Origin of the sequence: Albidovulum sp. (genome assembly GCF_049646345.1) — a bacterium.
Lineage (GTDB): Bacteria > Pseudomonadota > Alphaproteobacteria > Rhodobacterales > Rhodobacteraceae > Albidovulum.
In genome coordinates this window covers 1-2518 of the sequence record NZ_JBARVQ010000712.1, presented here as the reverse complement: position 1 = coordinate 2518, position 2518 = coordinate 1, and the positions used below count along the sequence as shown (strand labels likewise).

Genomic DNA, 2518 nt, shown 5'->3' with positions numbered 1-2518 from the left:
GCCCAATCATTCGCCGGTAGCTGCGCCGCGCCTACGGTCGGCTTGCCGTCTGACTTGCGATGTAGTGCCGTCACTGCCAGCTAAGTCCCGAGATCGGAACATCAAGCGGGATTAAACGGAGGGGCGGCTCAGAATTCGCCACCGCCCTGCTGCCAGGGTTTTACCAGATTGCCAAAGCGGGTGAAGCGGCCTTCGAAGCTGAGTTCGACGGTGCCGATGGGACCATGACGCTGCTTGCCGATGATCACCTCGGCCTTGCCATGGACCTGTTCCATGATCTCCTGCCAGGCGGCCATTTTCTCCAGCTCATGATCGCCGGGCTTTTCGCGTTCCTTGTAGTATTCGTCCCGGTAGACGAACATCACGACGTCAGCATCCTGCTCGATTGAACCGGATTCGCGCAGGTCCGACAGCTGCGGCCGCTTGTCCTCGCGGCTTTCGACCTGGCGGGATAGCTGCGAGAGCGCCACTACGGGGACGCTAAGTTCCTTGGCCAAGGCCTTGAGGCCCATAGAGATTTCGGCAATCTCCTGCACCCGGTTGTCGCCCTTTCCGGTGCCGCGCAGCAGCTGAAGGTAGTCAACCATCACGACATCCAGCCCATGGGTCCGCTTCAGGCGGCGGCAGCGGGCCGTCACCTGACTGATCGGCAAGGCGGGCGTGTCGTCGATATAAAGCGGGCAGGTCTCCAGCGCCTTCGCCGCCTCGACGAAGCGACGAAACTCGGCCTCGGTCATGTCGCCGCGGCGGATCTGTTCCGAAGGAACCTCGGAGGCTTCGGACAGGATCCGCGCGGCCAGCTGTTCGGCCGACATTTCCAGCGAAAAGAAGCCGACAACCCCGCCCTGAACAGCCCCTTCGCTGCCGTCGGGTTTCTTGCCCTTCTTGTAGGCTTTGGCGATGTTGAAGGCGATGTTGGTTGCAAGCGAGGTCTTCCCCATCGAAGGCCGCCCGGCAAGGATCAGAAGGTCAGAGGGGTGCAGACCCCCAAGTTTCTTGTCGAGATCGGCAAGACCGGTCGAGACGCCCGAGAGGCCGCCATCGCGCTGATAGGCGGCCAGCGCCGATTGTACAGCCTCGGTCGTCGCTTTCAGGAACGAGACGAAGCCCTTTTCGACCGTGCCCTGCTCGGCCAGCGTGTAAAGCCGCTGCTCGGCCTCGGTGATCTGGTCCTTCGGATCGTTATCGACCACGATCGTCTTGGCGCGGTCGGTGATCTCCTGTCCCAGCCGCATCAATTCGCGGCGCACGGCCAGCTCATAGATCATCTGCGCATAGTCGCGCGCAGCAAAGGCCGAGATGGCCGCACCGGCGAGCCGGGCCAGATAGGCCGGCCCGCCAAGCGCCTTCAGCCCCTCGTCTTCCTCCAGAAAGCCTTTCAGCGTCACGGGTGAGGCCAGCGCATTCTTCTGGATCCGCGCGACAGCGATCTCGAAGATGCGCTGATGCACCGGTTCGTAGAAATGCTCGGCTTTCACCAGCTCCGCGATCCGGTCGTAGATATCGTTATTCGTCAGGATCGCGCCGAGAAGCTGCTGCTCGGCCTCGATATTATGCGGAAGCGTATCGTTTTCCGGTTGCGGCTGCACCGCACGGATCGTCGCCACGTCGTTCATTTCGTCCCCCGTTTATGGCCAAGGGATATGCGCGATCGCGCGGCGCGGCGCAAATTGTATATCGCTGTGGATGGCCTGTGGACAACGGCGCCGCAACCATATGTTGCGGCATCTGTCGGCGGCCTGTCAACATCGGGTGGGGTGATGCCGCCGTATCGCGGCAGATATTTTCCTGACCCTGCGTCAGGTCTTCGATCGCGCAGCCTGCCAGGCGCGCGGCGAGGTCAGGAAGGCCTCGACCTCGGCCATGGTCGCGGCATCGAAGGCCTGCGATTCGCGCGCCTCTGCCAGTACGTCCCACCAGGTGCAGAGGTGATGGAGCGCCACGCCATGGTCGCCGAGCGTTTTCACCGTCTCGGGGAAGATGCCGTAGTAGAAGATGACGGCGGTATGGGCGCAGGTCGCACCGGTCTCGCGGATCGCATCGACGAAGCTCAGTTTCGAGCCGCCATCGGTGGTCAGATCCTCGACCAGCAACACCCGCTGCCCCTCGCTCATCGCGCCTTCGATGCGGGCGTTGCGGCCATAGCCTTTGGGTTTCTTGCGGACATAGGTCATCGGCAGCGCCAGGCGTTCGGCGACCATGGCGGCAAAGGGAATGCCCGCCGTCTCGCCCCCTGCGATATTGTCGAACGCCTCGAACCCTGCATCCCGCATCACCGTCACCGTCAGGAAATCCATCAGGGTCGCACGGATGCGGGGATAGGAGATCAGCTTGCGGCAGTCGATATAGGTGGGCGAGGGCAGACCCGAGGCCAGAATGAAGGGCTCGGCCGCGTTGAAATGCACGGCCTTGATCTCCAGCAGCATCCGCGCGGTCAGGCGGGCGATCTCGTCTTTAGGCGGGAAGGAACTGGGGATCATCTGGCTTTCCTCAACTGCTGTTTCATCTTGGTGCAAAT

At 62.3% G+C, this 2518-nt stretch carries 2 protein-coding genes; both read right to left on the bottom strand.

Going from position 1 to position 2518, the window contains the following annotated elements; all coding sequences use genetic code 11:
• Positions 1-128 precede the first annotated feature (128 nt).
• Positions 129-1616, bottom strand: a complete 1488-nt coding sequence (locus WBB85_RS18570) for a replicative DNA helicase (protein WP_432640078.1) — start codon at positions 1614-1616, stop codon at positions 129-131.
• A 183-nt stretch (positions 1617-1799) separates the two neighbouring features.
• Positions 1800-2480 carry an orotate phosphoribosyltransferase gene (locus WBB85_RS18565; RefSeq protein WP_432640079.1) on the bottom strand — a complete coding sequence of 227 codons (681 nt, stop codon included), beginning with the start codon at positions 2478-2480 and terminating at the stop codon, positions 1800-1802.
• Between the last annotated feature and the right edge of the window lie 38 nt (positions 2481-2518).

What these genes read in the sequence shown, in the direction of transcription:
- WBB85_RS18570 (WP_432640078.1), bottom strand. Translation starts at nt 1,616, where the DNA reads ATGAACGACGTGGCGACGATCCGTGCGGTGCAGCCGCAACCGGAAAAC.
- WBB85_RS18565 (WP_432640079.1), bottom strand. Translation starts at nt 2,480, where the DNA reads ATGATCCCCAGTTCCTTCCCGCCTAAAGACGAGATCGCCCGCCTGACC.